A 26,146-nucleotide genomic window follows, 5' to 3' on the forward strand; every position below is an offset into this window, starting at 1 on the left:
CGAGGAATCCCGGTCCGTCGGGGCCGGGAGGAATCGCTTCTCTCGGACGCGGCGCCCCGGCGCCGCACCGTCTCGGCCCCGGCACAACCTAGGGTCTGTAATGATACAGTCACGGACTGTGAAACTGGTGGTGCAGGTCAAGCTCCTGCCGACGCCCGAGCAGGCGGCGGCACTGGAGCACACCCTCCACCAGGTCAACACCGCCGCCAACCACGTCTCGGCCGCGGCCTTCGAGGAGTTCGGGCTCCGCTGCCGTGAACTGCCCCTGCGCAGGCTCTGCTACGGCGACCTCAAAGCCGCCGGGCTCGGCGCCCAGGCCGCCCAGCACGTGATCAAACGGGTCGTGGACGCCTACACCACCCTGCGCGGCACCATCCGCAACGGCCGCCCGGGCGGCCCGGCATCCAAGCGGCGCCGCAAAGCCGAGTCCAAGCCGATTGTGTTCCGTCCGGACGCCGCGCACACCTACGACGACCGGTGCCTGTCCTGGCAGTTGGACGCGGGCACCGTCAGCATCTGGACGACGGCCGGGCGGTGCAGGAACCTGCCGTTCGCCTGCTCGCCCGACCAGGCCAAGATGCTGGCCGCGCACCGCAGGGGCGAATCGGATCTGGTGCACCGGGACGGCATGTGGTTCCTGCTCGCCACCTGCGACATCTGCGAACCCGAGCCGTTCGAGCCGGCCGACTGGATCGGGGTGGACCGCGGCATCGTCAACCTGGCCACCACCTCAGACGGCGACAACCACCAAGGCCGCCGGTTGGGCCGGTACCGGCGGTGGCAGGCCCGCTAAGGACCGAAGGAACAAGCCCGGTCCCTTCAGGGCCGAGTAGTTGACGACCGCTCCAGGGCGTGCCTGAGGACCTTGCCGGCCGGGTTGCGCGGGAGGGCGTCCAGGAAGACCACGTCGCGGGGGACCTTGTGGCGGGCGAGGTTCGCCGCGACGTGCCTCTTCACGTCGTCCTCGGTGAGGCCGCGCGCCACGACGTGGGCGCGGAGGCGCTGGCCGAACTCCTCGTCGGGGACGCCGGTGACGGCGGCCTCGTCGATGCCGGGGTGGGCGGCGAGGAGGTCCTCGACCTCGCCGGGATGGACGTTCTCGCCGCCGGACACGATCATGTCGTCGGCGCGGCCGTCGATGTGGAGGCGGCCGGCGGCGTCGAGGCGGCCGAGGTCGCCGACCGCCATCAGGCCGCCGGCCTCGTCCTTGCCGCCGCCGCCCGTGTAGCCGCCGAACCGCGCCGGGGTGTCCACGAAGATCCGCCCGGTGGCGCCGGGCGGGACGGGGCGGTCGTCGTCGCCGAGGATCGCGACCCGGGTGCCGGCGGGCGGGCGGCCGGCGCAGCCGGGCGCGGCGGCCAGCTCGTCCGGGGTGGCGATCGTGATGCAGGACGCCTCGGTCGAGCCGTAGAAGTTGTAGAGGGACGGGCCGAACGCGGCGAGGGCGCGGCCGCCGAGCCCGGCGTCCAGCCGTGCCCCGCCCGTCAGGACCACGCTGAGCCGGGACAGGTCGCGGGTCTCCACGCCGGGCACGGCGAGGATGCGGCTGAGCATCACCGGGACGGCGATGAACGAGGTGCAGCGGTGCTTCTCCAGGTCGTCCAGCACGCCCGCGGCGTCGAAGCGGCGGCGCAGGACGAGGGTCGACCCGAGCCCCAGTGCCAGCAGGGCCATGGTGAGGCCCAGGCCGTGGAACAGGGGCGGGCCGACGAACATCGTCCCGCCGCTGCGGAACGGCACCTTCGACAGGATCCCGCCGGGCAGCGCCAGTGAGCGCGGCTGCGCGCGCGGCGCGCCCTTCGGGCGTCCCGACGTGCCGCTCGTGAGGATCACCATCGAGCCGTGCCGGGACGGCGCGGGCGGCGGGGCGGCGTCGGCGCCGCCGATGAGGTCGTCCATGTCCGACTCGGCGAAGCGGGGCAGGTCCAGGCCGTCCATGAGGGAGGTGAACTCGTCGTCGTGCAGGAGGGCGGTGACGCCCTCGCGCTCGACGGCGTCGCGGAGTTGCGGCGCGGCGAAGTCGGTGTTGAGGAACAGGACGGACGCGCCCGTCTTCGCCGCTCCCGACATCGCCTCCAGCAGGCCGCGGTGGTTGCGGCACAGGACGCCCACCGTGCTCCCGGCGCCGATGCCGCGGGCGAGGAGGGCGTTGGCCAGGGCGTTGCAGCGGCCGTCCAGCTCGGCGAACGTGAGGGTCCCGCGGTCGTCGACGAGGCCCGTCCGGGTGGGGAAGCGGTGGGCGGGCACGGCCGTGGCGGCACCGAGCGGACCGTAGGCGCGCATCGCCCGGGCCGTCGAGATCAGCGCCTTCGGCGGCATCGGGCCGATCATCCCGGCGCGGGCGGCGGCCCGGAGCGCGGTCAGCTCGGCGATGGCCCGGGTGCGGAGCAGCATGCGCCGCAGCGTAGTGAACCGGGGAACAGATCCACAAGAAATGTTCCTCTGATTCACCCCAGATCGCCCATGAGTACACAAACGGAACCCCTCCCGGCTGTCATCCCTGCGAGGCGTGAACGACGCCCGAAGGTGGCAGGAAGACTCAGGAGATATGGACGAGGAGGTCCCGGTGGTCGTGCTGCGCAGTTATGTGTCGGGTTCATGGCGTGCTCCGGACGGCGAGGGCGCGCCGCTGCACGACGCCGTCACGGGGGAGGAGATCGCCCGGATCTCGTCGTCGGGCGTCGACATGGGCGCCGCTCTCCGGTACGGGCGGGAGGTCGGCGGCCCGGTGCTGCGGGAGCTGACGTTCCACCAGCGCGCGGCGCTGCTGAAGGCGCTCGCCTCGCACCTGCGGGAGCACCGCGAGGAGCTGTACGCGCTGTCGGCCCGGACGGGCGCCACGCTGAACGACGCGAGGTTCGACGTGGACGGCGGCATCGGGGTCCTGTTCGGCTATGCGAGCAAGGGGAGGCGCGAGCTGCCGAACGACCGGGTGCTGATCGAGGGCGACGTCGAGCCGCTCGGCAAGGGCGGGACGTTCGTCGGGCAGCACCTGTGCACGCCGTCGCGGGGCGTCGCGGTGCAGATCAACGCGTTCAACTTCCCGGTGTGGGGGCCCCTCGAAAAGCTGGCGCCCGCGTTCCTCGCCGGGGTGCCGAGCCTGGTCAAGCCGGCGAGCCAGACCGCCTACCTGACCGCCCGGCTGGTCGAGCTGATCGTCGAGTCGGGCATCCTGCCGGAGGGCACGGTGCAGATGGTCTGCGGCGACCCGCGCGACCTGCTCGACCACCTCACCGAGCAGGACATCGTCGGGTTCACCGGCTCGGCGTCCACCGCCCGGCTGCTGCGCACCCACCCGGCGATCGCGGGCAACGCGGTGCGGTTCAACGCCGAGGCCGACTCGCTGAACTGCTCCATCCTCGGACCGGACGCCGAGCCCGGCACGAGGGAGTTCGACCTCTACGTCGGGCAGCTCGTCCAGGAGATGACGGTGAAGGCGGGCCAGAAGTGCACCGCGATCCGCCGCGCGCTCGTCCCCGCCGCGCTGATGGACGACGTGACCGAGGCCGTCCGCGACCGGTTGTCGGCGGTGACGGTCGGCGACCCGGCCGACCCGGACGTGCGGATGGGCGCCCTCGCCACCCTCGGCCAGCGCGAGGAGGTGCGGCGCTCCCTGAAGGCGCTCATGGACGCCGGCCGCGTCGTCTACGGCGACCCCGAGCACGTCGACGTCGTCGGCGCGGACGCGGAGCGCGGCGCGTTCATCTCGCCGATCCTGCTGCGCGCCGACGACGCCGCCCGCGCCGAGCCGCACGAGGTGGAGGCGTTCGGCCCGGTCAGCACCCTGCTCCCCTACGAGGGCGCGGACGAGGCGGTCGAGCTGGCCGCGCGGGGGCGCGGCAGCCTCGTCGGCTCGGTCGTCACCGGCGACGCGGACTTCGCCCGCGACGTCGTTCTCGGCACCGCGCCCTGGCACGGGCGCCTGCTCGTGCTGAACACCGAGGACGACAAGGAGTCGACCGGGCACGGGTCGCCGCTCCCGCCGCTCGTCCACGGCGGCCCCGGCCGCGCCGGCGGCGGCGAGGAGATGGGCGGGATCCGCGGGGTCGTGCACCACATGCGGCGCACCGCCGTCCAGTCCGGGCCCGCGATGCTCACCTCGATCACCGGGCGCTGGGTGCCCGGCACCGACCGGACGGTCACCGACGAGCACCCGTTCCGCAAGTACCTGGAGGACCTGTGCCCCGGCGACACCGCCGTCGGCGGCCCCCGCACGGTCACCCTGGACGACGTCGAGCATTTCGCCGAGTTCACCGGCGACACCTTCTACGCCCACATGGACGAGGAGGCCGCGAAGGCGAACCCGTTCTTCGGCGGACGCGTCGCGCACGGCTACCTCGTCGTGTCCTTCGCGGCCGGGCTGTTCGTGGACCCGCCCCCCGGGCCCGTCCTGGCGAACTACGGGCTGGAAAGGCTGCGGTTCCTCACCCCGGTCAAGCCGGGCGACGAGCTGACCGTCACCCTCACCGCCAAGCAGATCACCCCGCGCGAGGGCGCCGGCCACGGCGAGGTCCGCTGGGACACCGACGTCACCAACCAGGAGGGCGCCTCGGTCGCCAAGTACGACGTCCTGACGCTGGTGGCCAAACGACCGAGGCACGACTGACCATGGAAGGACAGGCGTCCGCGGGGAGACGGCACAGGCACTGGTGAACGGGGTGCGCCCATGATCAGTCCCCTGCACATCCAGACGGTGCGCGAGGTCGTCCGCACCGGCTCGTTCGCGGACGCCGCCCGCAACCTCGGGTACACCGCGTCCGCCGTGTCCCAGCAGGTCGCCGCGCTGGAACGCGCCTGCGGCCTGGTGCTGTTCGAGCGCCGGGCGCGCAGCGTCCGGCCGACCAGCGCCGCGTTCCTGCTGGTCAGCAAGGGCAACGACGTGCTGTCGGCGCTCGACACGCTGGAACGCGAGCTGCGCACCGTCGCCAGCGGCGAGCGCGGCGCGCTGCAGCTCGGCAGCTTCCCGACCGCCAGCGCCCGCATCCTGCCGCGGGTGCTGGCGGAGCTGTCCCGGATCCGGCCCGGCCTCGAGATCACGCTGTCGGAGGGGGAGCCGGACGAGCTGCTGCCCGAACTCCTCGACGGCGACCTCGACCTCCAGTTCGTCTACCGGTACGACCTGTTCCCGCGCACCTGGCCCGACCAGATCATCGAGACGCCGGTGATGGACGAGCACCTCGTGCTGTGCATGCCGCAGGAGCATCCGCTGTCCGCGGGACGCACCGTCCGGCTGCGGGACCTGCGGGCGGAGACGTGGATCGCGAGCCGGCCGGAGAGCAGCGGCGCGCAGGCGCTGCTGCGGCTGTGCGGCACCGCCGGGTTCACGCCCAACATCGCGTTCCGCAGCAACGACTACGCGGTGGTGTGCGGGCTCGTCGGCTGCGGTCTCGGCATCGCGCTCGTCCCGGCGCTCGGCTGCGTGCCCGCGCCGGGCCTGCGGACGCTGCGGCTCAGCCGCCGCAGCCCGCGCCGGCACGTGACCGTACTGCGCCGCGCCACGAACACGAACCCGCTGGTCAAGGACGCCATGCGGGGCCTCGCCGAGGTCGCCCGCTGCGTCCAGGCGGAGATCAGCGGCGCCACCGGCCCTTGAGCTCCATCGCGGCCCGGACCCGTTCCTGGGCGAGCACGACGGCCGCCTCGTGCGTGGTCGTGCCCTGCGCGTGCGCGGCGGTGAGGACCTTCGCGGTGTTCTCCCGCATCTTCGCCGAGACCGCCGCGAACACGGCGCCGGGGTCGGGACGGAAGGCGGAGTAGCGGGCGTCCATCGCGAACCCGGCCGCGACGACGCCGCCCGCGTTCGCGACGAAGTCCGGGACGACCGAGACGCCGCGCGCGGCCCGCCGGGCCGCCGCGATCCCGGCCTTCGCGCCGCCGAAGAACAGGTCGACGCCCGCCCACTTGTACGTCATCACGCGCGCCAGCCGCGCCACCTCGGCGACCGTGACCGCCGGGCTCATCCGCATGCCGCCCTTGCCCATCCCGCGGGCGGTGTTGGCGAAGGCCAGGACGCCGCGCATCCCGGTCCGGGTGTCGGACACGCAGACGACGCGCTCGGGGCCCCACTCGTCCATCAGCGAGAGCACGTCAGACACGGTTGGCCTCCGGGCGGAGGCGGTCGCGGGCGAACCGCGCGGCGTGCAGGGGAGCGATGTCGGTGAACGGCTCCCGGCCCAGATACAGGTCCCGGATCACCTCGCCGACGGCCGGTCCCTGCAGGAACCCGTGGCCGGAGAAGCCCGTCGCGTACAGGAACCGGGACACGTGCTCGTCCTCGCCGATGAGGGCGTTGTGGTCGGGGGTGACCTCGTAGAGGCCCGCCCATCCGCCGGTCAGCCCGACGTCGAGCAGCCGGGGTGCGCGGGCGCCGATCGCCCCGGTGAGACGGGGCAGCCACGCGTCGGAGAGGTCCAGCGCGAAACCCGGCGTCTCCTCCGGATCGGACATGCCGAGCATCAGCCCCTCGCCCTCCGCGTGGAAGTAGAACGACGAGGTGAAGTCGATCGTCATCGGCACCGGGCGCGGCAGATCGGGCAGCGGCTCGGTGAACACGATCTGGCGGCGCAGCGGCTCCACCGGCAGGCGGGCGCCCGCCATCGCGCCGACCGCCGCCGACCAGGCGCCGGCCGCGCAGACGACCGCGGACGTCGCGATGCGCCCCCGCGAGGTCTCGACCGCCGTGATCTCGCCGCCGCGCGTCTCGATGCCGAGGACCTCGCAGTGCGTGCGGATCACCGCGCCGTGCCGCCGCGCGCCCGTCGCGTACCCGAGGACGACCGACTCCGGCGTGCAGTGCCCGTCGTCGGGGGAGAAGGCGGCGGCGAGCAGCCCGTCGGCGCTGATCAGCGGGGACAGCCGGTGCGCCTCCTCCACCGGGACCATCCGGCTCGGCACGCCCAGCTCGTTCTGCAGGGCGACGCCGCGCTCGAACGACGCGACGTCCTCCGGCCGGGACAGCAGGAACAGGTACCCGACCCGGTGCAGGTCGATCTCCTGGCCGGGACGCTCGCCGAACCGGGCGAACGCCTCCAGGCTGCGGGCGCCGAGCCGGATGTTGACCTCGTCGGAGAACTGCGCCCGCACCCCGCCCGCCGCCTTGCAGGTAGAGCCGGATCCCAGCTCGTTCCGCTCGATGAGCACCACGCCCCGCACGCCGGCCTCGGCGAGGTGGAACGCGATGCTCGTGCCCATGACCCCGCCGCCGACGATGACGACCTCCGCCTCGGTCTCCACACCCGGCTCCTAGAGGCGGAAGCCGAGGTCGGGATCGATCTCCAGGACGTCCATCTGCGCCTTCTGCAGCCGTCCCGAGTAGTCTCAGTTCATCGACTGCCAGCGGGTGAACTGGTCCAGCACCCAGAGGCCCGACTGGCGGCCGCCGTTGCCCGACCGCCCGTTGCCGCCGAACGGCAGGTGCGCCTCCGCGCCGGACGTCGAGTTGTTCACGCTCACCATCCCGGCCGAGATCCGCCGCCGGAACGCGAACGCCTTCGCCGGGTCGGTCGTGTAGATCGACGCGGAGAGGCCGTAGCCGGGGGCGTTGGCGAGCGTGATCGCCTCATCGAGCGTCCGGTAGGCGGCGACGCCGATGATGGGACCGAACGTCTCGGTCATGAACAGCTCGTCGCCGGGGCCGACCCCGTCCGCGATCACCGGGTGGTAGTACAGCCCGTGCTCGGCGTCGCCGGTGAAGCCCCGGCGCGGGTTCGCCGCCGTGATCCGCCCGGTCCCGGTCGAGCCGTGGAGGGTGTGGCCCGGCCCGATCCAGCCGAGGGTCTTCTCGAAGCCGTCCGCGAACCGCTCGCTGATCATCGGCCCGTACAGGACGTCGCCGGCCGGGTCGCCGACGACCGCGGCCCGTGTCGCCTCGTCCAGCAGCCGCACGAAGTCGCCGTGCACCGACGCGTGCACGATCGCCGTGCCGAGGGACGTGCAGCGCTGCCCGGCCGTCCCGAACCCGGAGAACAGCGCGCCCTCGACGGCGAGCGGCAGGTCGGCGTCCTCCGTGACGACCATCGGGTTCTTGCCGCCCAGCTCCAGGCACGGCGACTGGAGGTGGCGGCCGCAGAGCTCGCCGATCCGCGACCCGGCCTCGGTGGAGCCGGTGAAGCCGACCTTGTCGACGAGCCCCTCGTCAAGGGCCTGCCCGAGCCCGGCGAACGTCTCCGGCCCGTCCGCGTACACGACGTTGAGGACGCCGTCCGGCAGCCCGGCGTGCGCGAACAGCTCGTAGAACGCCTCGGCGCAGGCCGCCGCGTACTCCGCGGGCTTCCACACCACCGCGTTCCCGCACAGCAGAGCCGGGACGACGTACCAGGACGGGACCGCGACCGGGAAGTTCCCCGCCGTGATGACGGCGACGACGCCGACCGGGTCGCGGAACGTGAACAGCTGCTTGTCGGGCATCTCGGACGGCACGGTCTGCCCGTACAGCCGCCGCCCCTCGCCGAGGAAGAACGCGCAGGTGTCGGCGATCTCCTGAACCTCGCCGAGCGCCTCGGCGTACGGCTTGCCGACCTCCCGGGTCACCACGCGGGCCAGTGCCGCCTTGTTCGCCTCGACCAGCCGGCCGATCGCGGCGACGGCCTGGCCGCGGACGGGCGGCGGCACGTCCCGCCAGGCGTCCTGGGCCGCGCGGGCGGCCCGGCAGGCGCGGACGAGGTCGCCCGCGTCCGCGAGGGACACCTCGGCGACCGTCTCGGACGTGCGGGACGGGTCGGTGGAACGGTACGAGCGCGGCCCCGCCGGAACGCGGGCGCCGCCGATGACGGAGGAGAGCACCATCCCAGCGTGAACGGACCACGGCGCCCGAGCCAAGATCGGGCAGAGCACGGCTTCCTTACCGCGAGGCCAAGCCAGGCTGAGCCTCTCCCGGGGCGGGCGTTAAGCGATCCTTGGCCAAGTCCCCACCGGTTCGCGCCCTCGCCCGGCTTGGCCGCGGCACCGCCCGCGTCCGATGCTCGACGCATGGCCGAACCCGCCGACGCCCACTTCCTGGAGGCGGCCGCTTCCCTCGCAGCGCCGAGTTCACCCGCTCCCGCCGGGCCGCTGACGGGTGAGCGCGCCCTGGAGCTGTTCGACGCCCAGCTCGGCAGCCGCCACCTCGACCTGGCCGCCCGGTGGCTCCAGTCGCGGGGCCACGGCTTCTACACGATCGGCTCGTCCGGCCACGAGGGCAACGCCGCCGTCGCCGCGGTGCTCCGCCCCGGCGACCCGGCGCTGCTGCACTACCGCTCGGGGGCCTTCTTCCTGGAGCGCGCGCGCCAGGTCCCCGGCCAGACCCCTCTCCGCGACGTGCTCCTCGGCCTGGTCGCCGCCGCCGAGGAGCCCATCGCGGGCGGACGCCACAAAGTCTTCGGAAGCCACCCGCTGAACGTCATCCCGCAGACATCGACCATCGCCTCGCACCTCCCGCGCGCGCTCGGCGTGGCGTTCGCGATCGAACGCGCCGCCCGCCTCGGCCTCGAAACGCCGTGGCCGCGCGACGCCGTCACCGTGTGCAGCTTCGGCGACGCGTCCGCCAACCACTCCACCGCCACGGGCGCCGTCAACGCGGCCGTCAACTGCGGTTACCAGGGCCTGCCGCTGCCCCTCCTCCTCGTCTGCGAGGACAACGGCATCGGGATCAGCGTCCGCACCCCGCCCGGCTGGGTCCACGCCGCCTACGGCTCGCGCCCCGGCCTCGCCTACTTCCACGCCGACGGCTGCGACCTCGCCGACGCCTACGCCGTGTCCGCGCAGGCCGCCGCGTGGGTCCGCGAGCACCGCCGCCCCGCGTTCCTGCACCTGCGCACCGTCCGCCTGATGGGCCACGCCGGCTCCGACGTCGAATCGTCCTACCGGACTCCCGCCGACCTTGCCGCCGATCTCCGCCGCGACCCCCTCCTCCGGACCGCCCGCCTCCTCGTCGGGCAGGGAGCGGCCACACCGGCCGAGATCATCGACCGCTACGAGGCCAAGCGCGCGGAGGTCATGGCTCTGGCGGCCGAGGTCGCCGGCGCACCCGGCCTCTCGTCCGCGGCCGAGGTCATGGCACCGCTCAAGGGCGCCGGGGCCGGGGTTCCCGGCGCGGCGCGGCCCCGCACGGCGACGGGAGACGCGGCAGGGGAGAGAGTCACGGTGGCGCAGGCGATCAACCGGACGCTCGGCGAGCTGCTGGACGAGCGCCACGGCATGGTCGTGTTCGGGGAGGACGTGGCGCGCAAGGGCGGCGTCTACGGGGTCACCCGCGGGCTGATGAGAAAGGCCGGGGCGGCGCGGGTGTTCGACACGATCCTGGACGAGCAGTCGATCCTCGGGCTCGCCCTCGGGTTCGGGCTCGCCGGGATGCTGCCGGTACCGGAGATCCAGTACCTCGCGTACCTGCACAACGCGGCCGACCAGATCCGGGGCGAGGCGGCGACGCTGCCGTTCTTCTCGTCCGGCCGGTACCGCAACCCCATGGTCGTGCGCATCGCCGGATATGCCTACCAGAAGGGTTTCGGCGGCCACTTCCACAACGACAACGCGGTGGCCGCGCTCCGCGACATCCCGGGGATCATCATCGCGTCACCGTCCCGCCCCGACGACGCCGCCGGGATGCTGCGCGCCTGCGCGGACGCCGCCGAGGCCGGCGGCCGCGTCTGCGTGATGCTGGAGCCCATCGCGCTCTACCACGTCCGCGACCTGCACGAGGAGGGCGACGGCGGCTGGCTGGCCCCGGCCCGGGGCACGGTGCCGGTCGGCAGGGCCCGCACCTACGGGGACGGCCGCGACCTCACCATCGTCACGTTCGCCAACGGCCTGCGCATGAGCCTGCGGGCCGCGCGCCGCCTCGCGGCCGGGGGCGTCCGGTGCCGGGTGCTCGACCTGCGCTGGCTGGCCCCGCTGCCCGTCGACGACCTGCTCCGCGAGGCGCGCGCCACCGGGGCCGTCCTGATCGCGGACGAGACGCGCCGCACCGGCGGCGTGTCCGAAGGCGTCCTGGCCGCGCTCGCCGACGCCGGTTTCCAGGGGCGGGCGGCCAGGGTCACGAGCGAGGACAGCTTCATCCCGCTCGGCGGCGCCGCCGGCCACGTCCTGCTCTCCGAGAAGGCGGTCGAGGACGCGGCGGAGAAGCTCGTCAGGTCCCCTCGATGACGGGGTCGCCGCCGAGGTAGGCGGCCTTGACGCGGTCGTCGCGCGCGAGGGCGGAGGCGCGGCCCTCCAGGACGATCCGTCCGGTCTCCAGGACGTAGGCGCGGTCGGCGAGGCGCAGCGTCTGGTGCGCGTTCTGCTCCACGATCAGGATCGTCGTGCCCTGCTCCCTGATCTCCCGGACGACCCGCAGCACCCGCTGCGCCGTCTGCGGCGCGAGGCCCATCGTCGGCTCGTCCAGCGCCAGCAGCCGGGGCCGCAGCATCAGCGCCCGGCCGATCGCGAGCATCTGCTGCTCGCCGCCCGACAGCAGCCCGGCGAGCTGCCCGCGCCGCTCGCCGAGGCGCGGGAACATCGCGTAGACCTCCTCCCGGCGGGCCGCGACGGCGGCCCGGTCGCGGCGCCGCAGGTAGCCGCCGAGCAGCAGGTTCTCCGCGACGTTCAGCGCCGGGAACACCCGCCGCCCCTCCGGGACGTGCCCGAGCCCGGCCGCGACGATCCTGTGCGCGCCGAGCCGGGTGATGTCGCGGCCGCCGAACTCGACGCGCCCCGACCGGGCCCGGTGCAGGCCGGTGACCGTCCGCAGCGCGGTGGTCTTGCCGGCGCCGTTGCTGCCGAGCAGCGCGACGATCTCGCCCTCGCCGACCTCGAACGACACGCCGGACAGCGCCTCCACCGATCCGTGGCGGCTGTGCAGGCCGCTCACCCGCAAGAGCGTCAACGCGGCACCTCCGTGACGAGGCCGCTCTCCGGGTCGTCCGGGACGCCGAGGTAGGCGGCGATGACCCGCGGGTCCTCCTGGACGTCGGCGGGCGGGCCCTCGGCGATCGTCCGCCCGTACTCCAGGACGGTCACCCGGTCGGAGATCGACATGACCAGCGCCACGTCGTGCTCGATCAGCACGACGGCGGCGCCGAGCGCGCCGATGCGGGCGATCAGCGCCATCAGCGCCCGCTTCTCGGTCGGGTTGGCGCCCGCCGCCGGCTCGTCCAGCAGCAGGACGCGGGGCTCGGCGGCGAGGGCCCGCGCGATCTCCAGCCGGCGCCGGTCGCCGTAGGGGAGCCCGCCCGCCGGGCGGTCCGCCGCGTCCAGCAGGCCGACGAAGTCCAGGCAGCGGTGCACCGCGTCCAGGTCGGCGCGCGACGGCGGGCGCAGCAGGCCGCGGTCCCGGGCGAACCGGCCGATGAGGACGTTCTCCGCGACCGTCATCTCGTCGAACAGGCGGATGCTCTGGAACGTCCGGGCGAGCCCGGCGGCGGCGACCCGGTGCGGGGACAGGCCGCGGACGCTGCGCCCGGCGAGCAGCACGGTCCCGGCGGACGGCCGGATCATCCCGGTGATGCAGTTGAACGCGGTCGTCTTGCCCGCGCCGTTCGGGCCGATCACGCTCACCACCTGCCCGGCGCCCGCGCGGAGCGCGAGGCCGTCCACCGCCGTGACGCCGCCGAACGCCCGCGCCAGGCCGTCCACCTCCAGCAGCGTGCCCGCCGCGGGCGGCCGCTCCGGCGCCGGGCCGGCCTCGGCGGGGAGCCGGAGGCGGCGCGGCCGGTGCGGCCACACCCCCTGCGGGCGCAGGATCACGATCAGGATGAGCAGCAGCGCGAAGAACAGCCCCCGGTACTCCTGGACGGTCCGCAGCACCTCCGGGAGTGCGACGATGACGACCGCGCCGATCATGACGCCCGGCCGGGAGCCCATCCCGCCGATGATCACCACGAGCAGGATCATCAGCGAGGTCAGGAAGGTGAAGCTGGACGGGTCCACGGTGCCGAGCTGCGCCGCGTTCAGCGGCCCGGCGACGGCCCCGACCACGGCGCCGAGCACGTAGGCGAGCAGCTTCACCCGCCGCGCCGGGACGCCGACCGCCTCGGCCGCCGTGTCGTCCGCCCGGATGGCCCGCCACGCGTAGGCGAGCCGCGACCGGGCCAGCAGCGCCGTCGCGGCGAGCACGACGGCGAAGAACGCGAGCGCCAGGTGGAAGAAGTCCTGCGGCAGGACGATCTGGCGGCCGCCGACCGACACCGGCGGGATGCCGGTCAGCCCGTTCGGCCCGCCGGTGACCTGCAGGTTCACCACCGTGATCCGGATGATCTCGCCGAAGCCGAGCGTGACGATCGCGAGGTAGTCGCTGCGCAGCCGCAGCGTCGGATACCCGATCACCGCACCGGCGACCGCGGCGGCGGCGATGGAGGCGGGCAGCGTCAGCCAGAAGTTCCACTCCAGCTTCAGCATCAGCAGGCCGGACGTGTAGGCGCCGATCGCGAAGAACGCCGCGAAGCCGAGGTCCAGGAGCCCGGCGTACCCGACGACGATGTTGATGCCGAGCCCCAGGATGGCGTAGATCAGGATCGTCCCGGCGACGGTCAGCGCGTAGTCGTCGAGGAACTGCCCGGCGGCCAGCGCCAGCGCGACCAGCAGCGGCCAGCCCCCGTACCGGGCGGCCGTCCCCCCGCGCGCCGGCCGCCTCATGCGCGCTCCACGACGCGCTCGCCGAACAGGCCGGTCGGCCGCAGCGCCAGCACCGCGATGAGCAGCCCGAAGATGATCACGTCCGTCCAGCGGGACGAGACGTACCCGGCGGAGAACGACTGGACGAGCCCGATCGCCACCCCCGCGACCATCGTCCCCGGCAGGTTCCCGATGCCGCCGAGCACGGCGGCGGTGAACGCGCGCAGCCCGATGAGGAACCCCATCCCGAAGCTGATCTGCACGTAGTACAGCCCGTACATGACGCCGGCGGCGCCCGCCAGCAGCGACCCGATGAAGAACGTCGCCAGGATGAGGCGCTCCACGTCGATGCCCTGCAGCCGGGCGGCATCGCGGTCCATCGCGAGGGCGCGCATCGCAGTCCCGGTCACGGTCCGGGTGACGAACAGCCACAGTGCCGCCATCAGCGCCACCGACAGCACGACGAGGGCGAGCTGGCCCCAGGTGACGCGGACGGCGCCGCTGAAGATCTGGCCGCCGTCCAGCGTGTTCGGGTACGACTTGAACCGGGCGTGGGTGAGGACCTTCACGCCCTCCTCCAGCGCCAGCGACACCCCGATCGCCGAGATGAGCAGCGCCAGGCGCGGCGAGGACAGCAGCGGGACGTAGGCGGCCTTGGCGATTCCGGTGCCGACGGCGCCGGTGGTGAGGGCGCCGACCACGACGGCGGCGATGATCGCGGGCAGCGCCATCCCGCCCGTCACGCCGAGCGCGGTCAGCGTCCCGAACCCGGCGAACGCCCCGATCATGAACACGTCGCCGTGCGCGAAGTTGATCAGGCGGACCACCCCGTAGATCATCGAGTAGCCGAGCGCGATCAGGGACAGGAACGCCCCGATCGTCAGGCCGTTCACCAGGTACTGGACGAACTCGCTCATCAGGAGGTCTTGGCGTCCACCCAGGTGGCGCCGCTCTTGTCCAGCTTCTTGTAGGCGGTGAACGCGCCGCCCCGGACCCGGACGGTGATGTAGAGCGGGTCGGTCCGGTCGCCCTTGCCGTCGAAGGTGATGGGACCGGTGACGCCCGGGAAGTTCTTGATCCCGTGGAGGGCCTTGGTGATGTCCGGCCCCTTGGTGGATCCGGCGTCGTCGATGGCCTTGGCGACGACCTTCACCGCGTCGTACTCGTATACCGAGAACGGGCCCGGGTCGGCGCCGTTGGCGGCCTTGTACGCGGAGACGAACCTCCCGGCGGCGGGCAGGTCCTCGGCGAGCGGCGCGGTCGTGGCGATGTAGCCGCCGGCGGCCGACCCCGCGGTCTTCAGGACGGTCGAGTCGGTCGTCGCGTCCCCGCCCATCAGCGTGAACGTCAGCCCGAGCTGCTTGCGCTGCTTCATCAGCAGGCCCGCCTCGGCGAAGTAGCCGGTGAAGTACAGCACGTCCGGCCTCGTCGAGGCGATCTTCGTCAGGACCGGGCTGTAGTCGGACTGGCCGGGCTGCAGCGCGTCCTCGTAGACGACCTGCCCGCCGACCTGCCTGAGCGAGTTCGCGGTCGCGTCCGCGAGGCCCTTGGCGTAGGTGGTGTTGTCGTGCAGCAGCGCGACCCGCCGGGCGCGCAGCTCGCCCGTCATGAACTTCGCGGCGACGACGCCCTGGTTGTCGTCGCGGCCGCAGGTGCGGAACACCTTGCCCTTCCCGGTGTCGGTGAGGGACGGGTTCGTGGACGCGTCCATCACGAACGGGACGTCGCGCCGCCCGTAGATCGGGATGGCCGGCACCGCGGCGCCCGAGCAGTACCCGCCGGCGACCGCGACGACCCCGCTGTTCAGCAGCTTCTGCGCCGCCTGCGCGCCCTGCTGGGCGCTGCACTGGTCGTCGGCCTGCACGATCTCGATCTTGCGGCCGTCCACCCCGCCCGCCTGGTCGATCTCGGCGGCGGCTACCTTGGCGGCGGCGAGGATGTCCTGCCCGGCCGAGGCGGAGTCCCCGCTCAGCGGCGCCGGCACCCCGATCTTGACGGCGCCGGAGCCGCCCGCGTCGCCGGAGCCGCAGGCCGCGGCGAGCGGCACGAGCAGCAGCCCCGCGCCGGTCGCGGTGAGGAGACGGAACCGGCGTCCGCGGTCCCGCGGTGTCAGTGGGTTCATCGGCGCATCTCCGTCGCTCGCGGGCCGGATGATGCCAGCGTGAAACGTCCCGGGACGGCCGTCGAGGCGGCCGAGCATGCGATCTCATGTAGTGATCGGTAAGAACCGCTTGCCCTCCGGCCCTCGACAGTGCCGCCGCGGGCTCGCGATGATCACCTCATGGCCGATGTCCTGCTGCTTTCCGCCGCCGACGTGCGCGCGGTGTTCGACCTTCCGGCGGCGATCGCCTCGCAGCGGGCCGCGTTCGGCGCGCTCGGCCGCAGGGAGGCGCGGCTCGCGCCCCGGCTGCTGCTGGACGGCCCGGACGGCGACGTCGCGTTCTGCTACGTGTCCCGGCTGCCCGGCACCGGCGCGGTCGCCAAGTTCGGCAGCGTCAACCCCGGCAACGCTGCGCGCGGGCTGCCGACCGTGGCCGCGCTCGTGACCGTCCAGGACCCGGTCGACGGGCGGCCCGTCGCGATCATCGAGGGGGAGGCGGTCACGACGCTGCGCACCTCGGCGGCGAGCGCGGTGGCCGCCGACCATCTCGCAGCGCCGGACGCGTCCCGGCTCGCGGTGGTCGGCTGCGGCGTGCAGGGCCGCGCGCACGTCCGGGCGATGGCCGCGGTCCGCCCGATCGGCCGGGTCGCCGTGGCGTGCCGCCACCCGGACACCTGCCCCGTCGCCGCCGAGCTGTCGGACGAGCTGGGGACGCCGGTCGAGCGGGCGCCGTCCGCCCGCGCGGCGGTCGAGGGCGCGCAGATCATCGTCACCGCCACCACCAGCGCCGAACCGGTCGTCCTCGGATCATGGCTCGCCCCCGGCTGCACGGTGCTGAGCGTCGGCTCGTTCGCCCCGGACCGGTCGGAGGTCGACGACGAGGTCCTGACCCGCGCCGCCGCCGTCGTCGTGGACCACGTGCCCACCGCCCTCGAACACGCCGGCCCCGTCGTGGCCGCCGTCCGCGCCGGGCACCTGAGCCCGGAGGACGTCCGGCCGCTCGGCCCCGTCGTCGCGGGCCTGGCCGCCGGCCGGGACGATCCCGGCGACATCGTCTTCTACAACAGCGTCGGCATCGGCGTGCAGGACACGGCCGCCGCGTCCGTCATCGTCGAACGCGCCCGCGAGGCCGGCGTCGGCCGGCACGTGGAGCTGTAAGGGGTCAGCCGACCCACACGGTCTTGGCGTTGCAGAACGCGCGCAGGCCGTCCGCCGACAGCTCGCGGCCGTAGCCGGACCGCTTCACCCCGCCGAACGGCAGCTCCGGATACGAGGTCGTCTTGCCGTTGATGAAGACCTGCCCGGCGTCGAGCTCGCGGACCAGCCGCTCCCGCTCGGTGTCGTCCCGCGTCCAGGCGTTGGAGCCCAGCCCGAACCCCGTCGCGTTCGCGACGTCGACCGCCTCCGACACCCCGCGGACCCGGAACAGCGACGCGACCGGCCCGAAGACCTCCTCGTGGTACATGCGCATCTCGGGCGTCACCCCGGAGAGCACGGTCGGCGGGTAGAACCAGCCCGGCCCGTCCGGGCGCTCCCCGCCGCACAGCACTGTCGCGCCCTTCCCGACCGCGTCCGCGACCAGCGCCTCCACCTCGGCGCGGCCCTCCTCGCTGACGAGCGGGCCGACGTCGGTGGAGTCGTCCATCGGGTCGCCGACCTTCTGCGCGCGCATGGCCGCCACGAACAGCCGCTCGAACTCGTCGGCGCAGCCGATGTCGACGATGAACCGCTTCGCCGAGATGCAGCTCTGCCCGTTGTTGAGGCACCGCGACTCCGCCGCCGTCCGCGCCGCCGCCTCGATGTCGGCGGACGGCATCACCACGAACGGGTCGCTGCCGCCGAGCTCCAGCACGGTCGGCTTGATCTCGTCCCCGGCGATCGCCGCGACCGACCGCCCGGCGGGCTCGCTGCCGGTCAGCGTCGCGGCCTTCACCCGCGGGTCGCGCAGCACCCGCTCGACCTCGGCCGAGCCGATCAGCAGCGTCTGGAACGCGCCCTCGGGGAACCCGGCGCGGCGGAACAGGTCCTCCAGGAACAGCGCCGTCTGCGGGACGTTCGAGGAGTGCTTCAGCAGCCCCACGTTTCCCGCCATCAGGCCCGGCGCCGCGAACCTGATCACCTGCCAGAGCGGGAAGTTCCACGGCATGACCGCCAGCACCGGCCCGAGCGGCTCGTAGCGGACGTAGGCGTCGGACGCCCCCACGTCCCCCGGTTCGGCGGGTCGCCGGTCGGCGAGGAACTCCGCGGCGTGCTCCGCGTAGAACCGGCACGCCTTCGCGCACTTCTGCGCCTCCGCCACGGCGGCCTTCAGCGTCTTGCCCATCTCCGCGGTCAGCATGGCGCCGATCTGCTCGGCCTCCCGGTCGAGGATGTCCGCCGCCGCGTTCATCCACTCGGCGCGCTGCTCCAGCCGGCTGTTCCGGTACGAGGCGAAGGTCTCCGCGGCGCGCGCTATGCGCCGGTCGACCTCCTCATCGGTCAGCGCGTCGAAGGTCTTCTCGATCTCCCCGGTCGCGGGATTGGTCGTGGCGATCGTCGTCATGTCGGGATGCTCCCTGATTGTCCGGCCTATTGACCGGGACGTGCCCGGGAGCCCCCGCAGGAAACGCCGGTCAGGCGGGGATCACGCACACCGGTGCCGGGACGCTCAGAGGCTGTCCGACCGGCGCCGGGACGCCGTCCGCGCCGATGCGGAACGTCGTGATCGTGTCGCTCCGCTCGTTCGCGACGTGCATCCACGCGCCGTCCACGTGCAGGTCGCGCGGCCAGTGCCCGCCCGCGGGGACGTCGGCGACCGGCCTGAGCGCCGCGCCGCCGTCCAGCACCCGGTGGGCCGTCACGACGTCCGCGCCGCGCATCGAGGTGTAGACGTGGCGGCCGCCGTCCCCGAGCTTGATCGCCGCGCCCAGGGCCCCGCCGCCCGCGGGCCCGGCCGTCGCGGGCGACTCCGCCACGACCTCCAGCGCCGCGTGGCCGCCCAGCGGGCGCAGGACGAGGACCGCGGCGGCCAGCTCCGCCAGGACGAGCACGTGCCCGCTCGGGTGGACCACCAGGTGCCGAGGCCCGTACCCGGCCGGCAGGGGCGTCTCCCCGGCGAGCCGCAGCGCGCCGTTCTCGATCCGGAAGGAGCGGACGAGGTCGGCGCCGAGGTCGGTGGTCAGCACGGTCCCGTCCGGGGCGTGCGCGGTCATGTGGGCGTGCGGGCCCTCCTGCCGGCCGGCACGCGGGCCGGTGCCGTGCCCTTCGACCGCGCCGGCCTCTCCGGCGAACCCGCCGTCCGGGTCGAGGGCGTAGGCCCGGACCGTCCCGCACCCGTAGTCGGCGGCGACCAGGTGCGCGCCGTCCGGGGTCACGGACAGGTGGCACGGGAGCGCCCCCGCCGCCCGCCGCCCGATCTCCCGCAGCCGCGCGCCGTGCGCCCCGTAGGCCGCGACGCCGCCCTCGTCCTCCTCCCGGACCGCGTAGACGACGTCCTTCCCGGGATGGCCGGCCAGATAGGACGGGGACACCGCCTCGGCCGCGAGTTCCGGCGCGTCCAGGGCCCCGTCGGCGCGCCGCGCCACCCGGTAGATCCCCGCGCCGCCCCCGGCCTCGCCGGTGTACGTGCCCACCCAGAACGCCCGCTCGCCCACCCGGTCCCCCGATCGTGATCCGCCGCACTGAACGGCCGGAGCCGAGCCTAGCTCCGGCGGTGCGCAAGATCCTTCGCCACGGCGGCCGCCGTGTCCCCGGCCGGCCGGGGACGTTACTCCGCTGCCGGGCGCAGCAGGGCCTCTTGGGCGACCGAGACCAGGAGGGTGCCGTCCGCCGTGTGGAGCGTTCCGCGGGCCAGGCCGCGGGCGCCGTGGTTGGTGACCGGGTCCACCGAGTACAGGAGCCACTGGTCGACGCGCGGCGGGCGGTGGAACCACATGGCGTGGTCCAGGGTGACGGCGGTGGCGAGGCGCCTCGGCGAGCCCGGCGCGCGGGCGCTGCTGACCACGGCCATGTCCGACAGGTAGGTGACGAGGCAGGCGTGCAGCGCGGGGTCGTCGCCGACCGGCGCGGACGCCCGGATCCAGAACGGGTGCGTCATCGGGAACCCGTCGTCGCCGGGCGGGTTCACCATCCGGATGTCGAAGCCGAGCGGGTGCTTGAAGAACGACGGGAGCACCGGCTCGCTCAGCCCCTCCGGGCCCGGCACGCCCGAGGGCGGGGCGGCCTGCCAGTCGAAGCCGTCCTCCGGGTCGTGGAACGACGCGATCAGCTCCAGGATCGGCTTGCCGCCCTGGCTCGCGGTGACGTGCCGGGTCGAGAACGAGCGGCCGTCGCGGGTGCGGGCCACGTCGAACGCCAGCGGCTCGTCCGGCGTCCCCGGGCGGATGAAGTAGGCGTGCAGGGAGTGCGGCGGGCGCCCGCCGGCGGTCAGGCACGCCGCGCGCAGGCTCTGCCCGGCGACCTGCCCGCCGAACAGCCTCGGCCGCCCCACCGACGGCGAGGTCGCCAGGAAGGAGTCCTCGCCGAGCGGGGACAGGTCGAACATCCGCGTGATGCCGTCACTCATCGGGGAACCCTCCTGCCACCGGCGCCGTGGCCGCGACATTACTGGGCGGCGGGACGGGCGCGGCCATCCGGGGCGGCCTCGTGCGCGGTCTCCTGCGCGGCGGGGGACGACCCTGATACGGTCACGCGCGGTCTACCTATGATCGCCGTGGGGGCGGCGTCCGGGGGATTTCGGCGGCCGCCCCGCGAGGAGATGAGAGAGGCAATGGCTGATATCACCGAGTCGCCCGAATGGTCCGCGCTGGCCGAGCACCACGCCGCGCTCGCCGGGCGGCACCTGCGCGAGCTGTTCGCCGACGATCCGGGGCGCGCCGGCCGCATGACCGCCACCGCGGGGGACCTCCACCTGGACTACTCCAAGCACCGCGCCACGAGCGAGACGATGACGCTCCTCGCGGCGCTCGCCGAACGGTCCGGGCTGCGAGCCCGGATCGAGGCGATGTTCACCGGGGAGCACATCAACGTCAGCGAGGACCGCGCCGTCCTGCACACCGCGCTGCGGCTCCCGCCCGGCGAGGCCCTCACCGTGGACGGCCAGGACGTCGCCGGCGACGTGCACGCCGTCCTGGACAAGATGGCCGACTTCGCCGGACGCGTCCGCTCGGGGGAGTGGACGGGCTTCACCGGCAAGCGCATCACCACCGTCGTCAACATCGGCATCGGCGGCTCCGACCTCGGCCCCGCCATGGCCTACGAGGCCCTCCGCGACTTCGCCGACGCGGGCATCTCGTGCCGGTTCGTCTCCAACATCGACCCCGCCGACATCGTGGGGAAGCTCGCCGGGCTCGACCCCGAGCAGACCCTCTTCGTGATCAGCTCCAAGACGTTCGGGACGCTGGAGACCCTCACCAACGCCAAGGCCGCGCGGCAGTGGCTGGTCGAGCGGCTCGGCGACGGCAAGGCCGTCTCGCGGCACTTCGTCGCGGTGTCCACCAACGCCGAGCGCGTCGCCGAGTTCGGCATCGACACCGCCAACATGTTCGGCTTCTGGGACTGGGTCGGCGGACGCTACTCCTTCGACGGCGCCATCGGCCTCTCCCTGATGATCGCGATCGGCGGCGAGGCGTTCCGCGAGATGCTCGCCGGGTTCCGGGAGATCGACGAGCACTTCCGCGCCGCGCCGTTCGAGGCGAACATGCCCGTGATCATGGGCCTGCTCGGCGTCTGGTACACCGACTTCTTCGGCGCGCAGACCCGCGCCGTGCTGCCCTACAGCCAGCGGCTGTCCCGCTTCCCCGCCTACCTCCAGCAGCTCACCATGGAGTCCAACGGCAAGTCGGTGCGGGCCGACGGCGCGCCCGTCGTCGCCCAGACCGGCGCGATCTTCTGGGGCGAGCCCGGCACCAACGGCCAGCACGCCTTCTACCAGCTGCTGCACCAGGGCACCCGGCTCGTCCCGGCCGACTTCATCGGCTTCGCCGAGCCGTTCGAGGAGCCCGCCGCCGAAGGGCCGGCGGGCATGCACGACCTGCTCACCGCGAACATGCTCGCGCAGACGTCGGCGCTCGCGTTCGGCAAGACCGCCGAGGAGATCGCCGCCGAGGGCACGCCCGCGGGGATCGTCCCGCACAAGGTCATGCCGGGCAACCGGCCGACCAGCACGATCCTGGTGCCGAAGCTGACCCCGAAGACCCTCGGCTCCCTCGTCGCCCTCTACGAGCACATCGTGTTCGTCGAGGGGACGATCTGGGGGATCGACTCCTTCGACCAGTGGGGCGTCGAGCTCGGCAAGGTCATGGCGATGGACCTCGTGCCCGCGCTCACGTCCGGGGAGCCGCCGGCGCAGGCGTCCGACGCGTCCACCGCCGCGCTCGTCCGCCGGTACCGGGAGCTGCGCGGCCGGCGGGTCTGACCCCCGGCGAAGGCCCGCCGGCCGCGCCGGCGGGCCCGGCCGCCCGTCAGGCGCCGGCGGCCGGCATCGGCCCGGCCCAGCCCTGGGACTCCATGATCGCGCGGAACTCCTCGTAGGAGATGAACCCGTCGAGGTTGCTGTCCGCGCGCTCGAACCTGTCCTGCGTCTCGGCGCGGGTCCAGGAGAGCCCGAGCTCGTCCAGGACGAGCGTGAACTCCATCAGGTCGAGCTTCTGGTCGCCGCCGAGGTCCGCCTGCGTGAACAGCGCGAGAAGGTCGTCCCCGGTCGGTCGTGTCGTCATCTCGCTCCTCGTTCTGTCCGATGGTAGCCACGCATCATGTCATAGCGAGCGAAGAGGGCCATATGCGAAACGCCGCAGGAAGAGCCCATGTTCCGGGCTAGTCATCCCCGGTCAGCTCGGGGACGCGGTGCCGGTAGCGCGTGAGCAGCGCGGCGTTCGCCGCGTCGCCGCCGGGGACGTTCGCGCTCGTCCAGCGCGGCGGGTCCGCTCCGCGCTCCGCCGCGAGGTCGTCCAGGCCGGCCAGCACCCGCGACCACGCGTACGCGGCGAGGATCGTGGAGGCCGCCGCGGTGCGCGGCTCCGCCGCCGGATGCAGCACGTCGCCCGGCGGGACGCGCGGGCCAGGCCGGCAGCGGGTCGGCCGGGCCGTTGCCAGGATGTCCGAACCCGACCGCCGCCGCCAGCCGGGTCGCGCCCGGGAATCTCCTCCGTACCTGGAGCGGAGAACTCCAAGAAGACGAGGCCCGGGTGGGTGGACGGACGACATCCGGTTGTACGTTCCTAGATAAAGAACGTCCGAGGTGGGGGCTAGGGTCCGGGAGATCTTGCCCATGCCTCGCCACGGGGGGCCTCGTGACTCAGCAGACCGCGACGGGACGGGCGCCCGAGCCGTCCCTCACCGACCCCTGCGCGGAGCGGGAGCCGGCGGGGGAGCGGCTGCGCGGCGGCGGGGACGGCCCGCGGCTGGACGTGTTCCTGTCCGGCCAGGTCTTCATGGACATGATCTTCACCGGGCTGCCGGGGCTGCCGCCGCCCGGCACCGAGATCGTCACCGACGGGCTCGGCTCGGCGCCCGGCGGCGTCGCCAACATCGCGGTCGCGATGAGCCGGCTGGGCCTGCGGGTCGGGCTGGCGGCGCCGTTCGGCGACGACATGTTCGGCGCCTACCTGTGGCGGACCCTCGCCGAGCAGGAGGGCGTCGACCTCGGGCTGTCGCGGCGGGTGCGCGGCTGGTCGACGCCCGTCACCGTGTCGATGGCCTACGACTCCGACCGCAGCATGGTGACGTTCGCCAAGCCCGTCCCGCCCCCGCTGGACGACCTGGGGGCGGCGCCGCCGGACGCGCGGGCGTGCTTCGTGGACGTCGACCGCCCGGTGCCGCCGTGGGCGGCCGGGATGCGCGCGCGCGGAGCGCTGGTGTTCGGCGACCTCGGCTGGGACCAGACCGGCGCCTGGCCGGCCGAGGTCCTCGACCGGCTCGCGCACGTGGACGTGTTCCTGCCGAACGCCGGCGAGGCGATGGCCTACACCCGGACCGGCACCCCGGCGGACGCTGCCGAGGCGCTCGCCGAGCGGGTTCCGGTGGTCGTGGTGAAGCGCGGCGGGGACGGCGCCATCGCGATCGACGCGCGGACGGGGGAGCGGGCCGAGGTCGGCGCCCTGCCGGTGGAGGCGCTCGACCCGACGGGCGCGGGCGACGTGTTCGCCGCCGGGTTCGTGTTCGGCACGCTCGCCGGGCTGCCGCTCGCCGAGCGGCTCCGGTTCGCGAACCTGTGCGCCGGGTTGTCGGTGCGGCACCGCAGCGGCTCGCTGGGCTCGCCGTGCTGGGGCGAGATCGCCGCGTTCGGCGAGTCGGCGGAGGTCTCCGAGGCGGTGCTGGCGGAGTACGCGTTCGTCGTCCCGTTCATCCCGGACACGGCGGACGACTCGCCCGTCCGAGCCGAGCCCACGCTGCGCAAGCAGCACTAGCGCGAGCCGGCGCGGTACTCCTGCGGGCTGGCGCCGTACTCGCGCTTGAACGCGGTGCTCAGTGCGAACGCGCTGCCGTAGCCGACCCGGCGCGCGATGGCGTCCAGCGTCGCGTCGCTCTCGCGCAGCATGTCGGCGGCTTGGGCGAGGCGGATGCCGGTCAGGTACGCCATGGGCGGCTCGCCGATCAGCGTCGTGAACCGCTGTGCGAGCGCGGCGCGGGACACCCCGACCTCCGCGGCCAGGTCCGCGACCGTCCACGGACGCGCAAGGCCGGCGTGCAGGAGCCGCAGCGCCGGGCCGGCGACGGCGTCGCCGTGGGCGCGGTACCAGCCGGGGGCCTCGGCGCCGGGGCGGGAGAACCAGGCGCGCAGCGTCGCGATGAGCAGCAGGTCGAGGAGCCGGTCGAGGACGACGTCCTGGCCGGGCTCGTCCTTGCCGATCTCCTCGCCGAGCACGTCGACGAGCGGCGACTTCCAGGTGTCGCCGCGGACGATCGCGATCGGCGGCAGCGCGGACAGCAGCCGCTGGGTCACGGCGCCGCGCATCTGGTAGGTGCCGATCAGCATGACCGCCGTCCCGGTGGGGTCGTTGCCCCAGGCGCGGACGCCGAGGTCCATCGCCTCCGACAGGCTCGTCCCGTCCGGGGTGGTGCAGCGCTGCCCGGGATGGATGACGATCTGCGGCTCGGTCGCCGGGTGGTCGCTGACCGTGTACGGGTCGGGCCCCCGGAAGACGACCATGTCGCCGGGGCCGGCGCGCTGCGGCTCATCGTCGTCGGGGATGAGCCACGCGTCGTCCCTGACCATGGAGAGCAGCGTGAGCGGCGCCTCGTCCTGGATGCGGATCGACCAGGGCGGGGCGAGGGTCGAGCGGAGCATGAACGCCCCCCGGGCGCGAGGCCCGTCGAGGAGGTCGGCGAGAGCGTCCATGGGGCAAGCGTAGACGCTCGCGTATGGAGGCGAGCTTCTCGACGATGGTCGCTGAAACCGCCGCCCTGTTGACTCAAGGGCATGACGAACACGGCGGTGGCTCCGGCCGGCGGTATCTGCAACGGAATGGAGCGACGTTGACGTCCTCCCCTGCCTGAAGGCGAGAGATTCCAACCCGTCCCCTATATGGAGAGGAGAGCGGGTTGAGGTTCGCGGTTCATCGGCCCGCCCGATGGCGTGCCTCCCCGCGCGGCCACCGTGCGTCCCACGGCGGTGTCTTTGATGTTGCGGGCGGCGTTGACGTCGGCGTTGGCCCGGTGCCCGCAGGCCACGCACCGGAACACCGCTTGGCTCTCGCGGTTGTCCCGGGCGCGGTGCCCGCACGCCTTACAGGTCTGCGACGTGTACGCCGGGTCGACCCGGACGACCCGTCCTGGTGCCTTTGGCGGAGCGGGTCATGCCCCGTATGTTCAAGTCCTCGACGGCGATGACGTCGAACCGGCGCGCCAGATCCGTCGAGGTCTTCTCCACCCAGTCCCTGCGGCGGTCGGCCTCACGCGCCTTGAGCCGGGCTATGGCGGCCTTGACGCGGGCACGGCGGTTGGATCCCCGGTCCGCGCGGGCCAGGCGGCGCAGCAACCGGCGGCACCCGCACCTCACCCGTGCGGCGCGACAACCGCCGCACCTCCCAGGCACGGCCGCGGGCCCCCACGATCCGGAACCCCTCATGCACCCCGGCCTTACGCCAGGTGGGGCGGCGGTGCGTACCGGCGAAGAAGTTCGCCATCGCCTGCGCGAAGTCCCTGAGCGCCTGCTGCTGCACCGTCTGCGAACCCGCCGCCAGCCACGGGTTGGCGGCGCGGGCCTCGGTGAGCTGGCGGGCCTGCGCGCCATACCCCGGCGCCGGGCCGCGCCGCGGCGTCCACCAGGCGTGCTGTTCAACGGCCAGGTTCCAGACGTACCGGGCGTGCGAGCAATGCTCCAGCAGCCCCGCCTCCTGGGCAGGGGCCGGACACAACCGGTACCGCGACACGCCTCGCAACCTACCGACCACCACCGACAAAACCCCGACCGACGAAACCAGGAGGCCGAAGTGCCGCACCGTGCCGCGTTTCCTCCCCGCCCTCAAGGACGGGGTCTCCACGCTGTAGGTATCCGATGAACCC

General features: G+C 73.8%; 23 protein-coding genes and 1 pseudogene. 7 read left to right on the top strand and 17 right to left on the bottom strand.

Translation table 11 applies throughout. The annotated features are described in order from the left end of the window. The first annotated feature begins 118 nt into the window (after positions 1–118). Complete coding sequence (locus tag AL2_RS32755; RefSeq protein WP_157438516.1) at positions 119–793, top strand: hypothetical protein; 675 nt, start codon at positions 119–121, stop codon at positions 791–793. 26 nt (positions 794–819) lie between these two features. On the opposite strand, the gene AL2_RS32760 is transcribed toward AL2_RS32755, so the two are convergent. Further along, positions 820–2,394: an AMP-binding protein gene (locus AL2_RS32760; RefSeq protein ID WP_067640592.1), complete on the bottom strand. Its 1,575-nt coding sequence runs from the start codon at positions 2,392–2,394 to the stop codon at positions 820–822. Between the two features lie 154 nt (positions 2,395–2,548). Between AL2_RS32760 and paaZ the strand changes: the two genes are divergently transcribed. Next, positions 2,549–4,606: a phenylacetic acid degradation bifunctional protein PaaZ gene (gene paaZ / locus AL2_RS32765; RefSeq protein ID WP_067640594.1), complete on the top strand. Its 2,058-nt coding sequence runs from the start codon at positions 2,549–2,551 to the stop codon at positions 4,604–4,606. Between the two features lie 60 nt (positions 4,607–4,666). Further along, positions 4,667–5,593, top strand: a complete 927-nt coding sequence (locus AL2_RS32770; RefSeq protein WP_067640595.1) for a LysR family transcriptional regulator — start codon at positions 4,667–4,669, stop codon at positions 5,591–5,593. On the opposite strand, the gene AL2_RS32775 is transcribed toward AL2_RS32770, so the two are convergent. The 3 genes from AL2_RS32775 to AL2_RS32785 form a co-directional block, all read right to left on the bottom strand. Then, positions 5,571–6,095, bottom strand: coding sequence for a Glu/Leu/Phe/Val dehydrogenase dimerization domain-containing protein (locus AL2_RS32775; RefSeq protein ID WP_210748615.1), 525 nt, complete (start codon positions 6,093–6,095; stop codon positions 5,571–5,573). The two genes, AL2_RS32770 and AL2_RS32775, sit on opposite strands and share 23 nt — an antisense overlap. After that, positions 6,088–7,233: an NAD(P)/FAD-dependent oxidoreductase gene (locus AL2_RS32780; protein ID WP_067640599.1), complete on the bottom strand. Its 1,146-nt coding sequence runs from the start codon at positions 7,231–7,233 to the stop codon at positions 6,088–6,090. Before AL2_RS32780 ends, AL2_RS32775 begins: the two co-directional genes overlap by 8 nt. Positions 7,234–7,317: 84 nt before the next feature. Beyond that, entirely contained in the window at positions 7,318–8,781 is a 1,464-nt protein-coding gene (locus tag AL2_RS32785) for an aldehyde dehydrogenase family protein (RefSeq protein WP_245667094.1), read from the bottom strand. A 186-nt stretch (positions 8,782–8,967) separates the two neighbouring features. On the opposite strand from AL2_RS32785, the gene AL2_RS32790 reads away from it, so the two are divergent. Further along, the gene (locus AL2_RS32790; protein ID WP_067640601.1) at positions 8,968–11,118 is read left to right on the top strand and encodes a thiamine pyrophosphate-dependent enzyme; all 2,151 of its coding nucleotides are present in this window, start codon (positions 8,968–8,970) and stop codon (positions 11,116–11,118) included. Here the strand turns inward: AL2_RS32790 and AL2_RS32795 are convergent. From AL2_RS32795 to AL2_RS32810, 4 genes are read right to left on the bottom strand one after another with little or no spacing between them, the layout of a single operon-like run. Next, entirely contained in the window at positions 11,102–11,836 is a 735-nt protein-coding gene (locus AL2_RS32795; RefSeq protein WP_067640603.1) for an ABC transporter ATP-binding protein, read from the bottom strand. The two genes, AL2_RS32790 and AL2_RS32795, sit on opposite strands and share 17 nt — an antisense overlap. After that, positions 11,833–13,584 (bottom strand): branched-chain amino acid ABC transporter ATP-binding protein/permease, encoded by a 1,752-nt coding sequence (locus AL2_RS39570; protein WP_067640605.1) that lies wholly within the window; start codon positions 13,582–13,584, stop codon positions 11,833–11,835. The genes AL2_RS32795 and AL2_RS39570 overlap by 4 nt, the downstream gene beginning before the upstream one ends. Further along, complete coding sequence (locus AL2_RS32805; RefSeq protein WP_067640607.1) at positions 13,581–14,480, bottom strand: branched-chain amino acid ABC transporter permease; 900 nt, start codon at positions 14,478–14,480, stop codon at positions 13,581–13,583. Before AL2_RS32805 ends, AL2_RS39570 begins: the two co-directional genes overlap by 4 nt. Beyond that, on the bottom strand, positions 14,480–15,685 hold the full coding sequence (locus tag AL2_RS32810) for a branched-chain amino acid ABC transporter substrate-binding protein (protein WP_067640608.1): 1,206 nt from the start codon (positions 15,683–15,685) through the stop codon (positions 14,480–14,482). The genes AL2_RS32805 and AL2_RS32810 overlap by 1 nt, the downstream gene beginning before the upstream one ends. A gap of 159 nt (positions 15,686–15,844) precedes the next feature. Here AL2_RS32810 and AL2_RS32815 point away from each other — a divergent pair, with 159 nt between their 5' ends. Next, the gene (locus AL2_RS32815) at positions 15,845–16,822 is read left to right on the top strand and encodes an ornithine cyclodeaminase family protein (protein WP_067640610.1); all 978 of its coding nucleotides are present in this window, start codon (positions 15,845–15,847) and stop codon (positions 16,820–16,822) included. A 4-nt stretch (positions 16,823–16,826) separates the two neighbouring features. Here AL2_RS32815 and AL2_RS32820 read toward each other — a convergent pair whose 3' ends face one another. From AL2_RS32820 to AL2_RS32830, 3 genes are all read right to left on the bottom strand, one after another. After that, positions 16,827–18,206, bottom strand: coding sequence for an NADP-dependent succinic semialdehyde dehydrogenase (locus AL2_RS32820; protein ID WP_067640612.1), 1,380 nt, complete (start codon positions 18,204–18,206; stop codon positions 16,827–16,829). A gap of 70 nt (positions 18,207–18,276) precedes the next feature. Continuing rightward, positions 18,277–19,296, bottom strand: a complete 1,020-nt coding sequence (locus tag AL2_RS32825; protein ID WP_067640614.1) for a lactonase family protein — start codon at positions 19,294–19,296, stop codon at positions 18,277–18,279. Positions 19,297–19,409: 113 nt separating this feature from the next. Next, on the bottom strand, positions 19,410–20,207 hold the full coding sequence (locus AL2_RS32830) for an acyl-CoA thioesterase (RefSeq protein WP_067640616.1): 798 nt from the start codon (positions 20,205–20,207) through the stop codon (positions 19,410–19,412). Between the two features lie 204 nt (positions 20,208–20,411). Here AL2_RS32830 and pgi point away from each other — a divergent pair, with 204 nt between their 5' ends. Beyond that, the gene (pgi, locus tag AL2_RS32835; protein ID WP_157438518.1) at positions 20,412–22,058 is read left to right on the top strand and encodes a glucose-6-phosphate isomerase; all 1,647 of its coding nucleotides are present in this window, start codon (positions 20,412–20,414) and stop codon (positions 22,056–22,058) included. A 46-nt stretch (positions 22,059–22,104) separates the two neighbouring features. On the opposite strand, the gene AL2_RS32840 is transcribed toward pgi, so the two are convergent. Next, positions 22,105–22,359: an EF-hand domain-containing protein gene (locus tag AL2_RS32840; protein WP_067640618.1), complete on the bottom strand. Its 255-nt coding sequence runs from the start codon at positions 22,357–22,359 to the stop codon at positions 22,105–22,107. Between the two features lie 97 nt (positions 22,360–22,456). After that, complete coding sequence (locus AL2_RS32845) at positions 22,457–22,678, bottom strand: phosphoheptose isomerase family protein (RefSeq protein ID WP_067640620.1); 222 nt, start codon at positions 22,676–22,678, stop codon at positions 22,457–22,459. Between the two features lie 254 nt (positions 22,679–22,932). Here AL2_RS32845 and AL2_RS32850 point away from each other — a divergent pair, with 254 nt between their 5' ends. Next, positions 22,933–24,048, top strand: coding sequence for a carbohydrate kinase family protein (locus AL2_RS32850; protein WP_245667095.1), 1,116 nt, complete (start codon positions 22,933–22,935; stop codon positions 24,046–24,048). On the opposite strand, the gene AL2_RS32855 is transcribed toward AL2_RS32850, so the two are convergent. The 4 genes and pseudogenes from AL2_RS32855 to AL2_RS38840 all read right to left on the bottom strand — a co-directional run bounded on the left by AL2_RS32855 (position 24,045) and on the right by AL2_RS38840 (position 26,082). Beyond that, a complete protein-coding gene (locus AL2_RS32855) occupies positions 24,045–24,980 on the bottom strand; it encodes an AraC family transcriptional regulator (protein ID WP_067640622.1) in 936 nt (311 codons plus the stop codon). The two genes, AL2_RS32850 and AL2_RS32855, sit on opposite strands and share 4 nt — an antisense overlap. Positions 24,981–25,162: 182 nt before the next feature. Next, positions 25,163–25,402: pseudogene (locus tag AL2_RS38830) on the bottom strand (zinc ribbon domain-containing protein); the annotation flags it as partial. Continuing rightward, positions 25,368–25,640 (bottom strand): transposase, encoded by a 273-nt coding sequence (locus AL2_RS38835; RefSeq protein ID WP_245667096.1) that lies wholly within the window; start codon positions 25,638–25,640, stop codon positions 25,368–25,370. The pseudogene AL2_RS38830 and the gene AL2_RS38835, both read right to left, overlap by 35 nt. Beyond that, the gene (locus tag AL2_RS38840; protein WP_210748119.1) at positions 25,534–26,082 is read right to left on the bottom strand and encodes a helix-turn-helix domain-containing protein; all 549 of its coding nucleotides are present in this window, start codon (positions 26,080–26,082) and stop codon (positions 25,534–25,536) included. Before AL2_RS38840 ends, AL2_RS38835 begins: the two co-directional genes overlap by 107 nt. Between the last annotated feature and the right edge of the window lie 64 nt (positions 26,083–26,146).

The sequence above is a fragment of the Actinomadura latina NBRC 106108 genome (assembly GCF_001552195.1).
Taxonomy (GTDB): domain Bacteria; phylum Actinomycetota; class Actinomycetes; order Streptosporangiales; family Streptosporangiaceae; genus Spirillospora; species Spirillospora latina.

Excerpts from the sequence above, each read along its gene's own strand:
- AL2_RS32760 (WP_067640592.1), bottom strand. The coding sequence starts at position 2,394 with ATGCTGCTCCGCACCCGGGCCATCGCCGAGCTGACCGCGCTCCGGGCC.
- paaZ (WP_067640594.1), top strand. The coding sequence starts at position 2,549 with ATGGACGAGGAGGTCCCGGTGGTCGTGCTGCGCAGTTATGTGTCGGGT.
- AL2_RS32770 (WP_067640595.1), top strand. The coding sequence starts at position 4,667 with ATGATCAGTCCCCTGCACATCCAGACGGTGCGCGAGGTCGTCCGCACC.
- AL2_RS32790 (WP_067640601.1), top strand. The coding sequence starts at position 8,968 with ATGGCCGAACCCGCCGACGCCCACTTCCTGGAGGCGGCCGCTTCCCTC.
- AL2_RS39570 (WP_067640605.1), bottom strand. The coding sequence starts at position 13,584 with ATGAGGCGGCCGGCGCGCGGGGGGACGGCCGCCCGGTACGGGGGCTGG.
- AL2_RS32805 (WP_067640607.1), bottom strand. The coding sequence starts at position 14,480 with ATGAGCGAGTTCGTCCAGTACCTGGTGAACGGCCTGACGATCGGGGCG.
- AL2_RS32810 (WP_067640608.1), bottom strand. The coding sequence starts at position 15,685 with ATGAACCCACTGACACCGCGGGACCGCGGACGCCGGTTCCGTCTCCTC.
- AL2_RS32815 (WP_067640610.1), top strand. The coding sequence starts at position 15,845 with ATGGCCGATGTCCTGCTGCTTTCCGCCGCCGACGTGCGCGCGGTGTTC.
- AL2_RS32820 (WP_067640612.1), bottom strand. The coding sequence starts at position 18,206 with ATGACGACGATCGCCACGACCAATCCCGCGACCGGGGAGATCGAGAAG.
- AL2_RS32830 (WP_067640616.1), bottom strand. The coding sequence starts at position 20,207 with ATGAGTGACGGCATCACGCGGATGTTCGACCTGTCCCCGCTCGGCGAG.
- pgi (WP_157438518.1), top strand. The coding sequence starts at position 20,412 with ATGGCTGATATCACCGAGTCGCCCGAATGGTCCGCGCTGGCCGAGCAC.
- AL2_RS32840 (WP_067640618.1), bottom strand. The coding sequence starts at position 22,359 with ATGACGACACGACCGACCGGGGACGACCTTCTCGCGCTGTTCACGCAG.
- AL2_RS32855 (WP_067640622.1), bottom strand. The coding sequence starts at position 24,980 with ATGGACGCTCTCGCCGACCTCCTCGACGGGCCTCGCGCCCGGGGGGCG.